This window comes from Vibrio sp. YT-19(2023) (assembly GCF_033337395.1).
Genome location: NZ_JAWOQN010001047.1, coordinates 1 through 537, shown reverse-complemented (window position 1 = coordinate 537; position 537 = coordinate 1). Strand labels below are relative to the sequence as shown.

Here is a 537-nt window from a genome sequence, read left to right as displayed (position 1 = left end):
ATTGTTGCAGGGCTGGGTTTTGTTAGTAATGCGTTCAACTTAGGTACGGTAGATGCCTCATTTCGAGTCAGTAATTTTAAAGACCAATCCAGCTCATACGCTCTTAGTTACAGTTACCAATCTAGGTTGTTTAGCTTCGCAGCTAGAACGCAAGTGGAGCAAGCTGATTTCTATACCCTGTCGCATTTGCCAAATTACGAGAAGCTTAATAAAGGGGAGGATGCATCGCTGAAGTCTCGTCATGTATCGCAAGTCAACATGGGAGTACGGCTAGGGGATTGGGGCTCACTTTCCGGTGGCTATTTCGATATTCAGCAAACCGATTCTAGTTCGCGTACGCTCAATCTTACGTACAGTTATGCTCTGCCTTTTGACATCAATATGTCGCTCTCTTACAACCACAGTATTGGTGGTCAGGCAGTGACATTAGCGCAGTTCTCGTTGCCCTTTGGTTCGCTTGGCGGCAGTGCCGGCTTAACGCTGAAAAGGGAAGATGATGGCGATGTGCGAGGACGCGTTGGTTACAGTCGCCTCGCG

1 pseudogene is annotated in these 537 nt (G+C 47.9%); it reads left to right on the top strand.

Features of this window, described 5'->3' with window-relative positions:
* Positions 1-537, top strand: a pseudogene (locus R7E78_RS29950) (fimbrial biogenesis outer membrane usher protein); the annotation flags it as partial.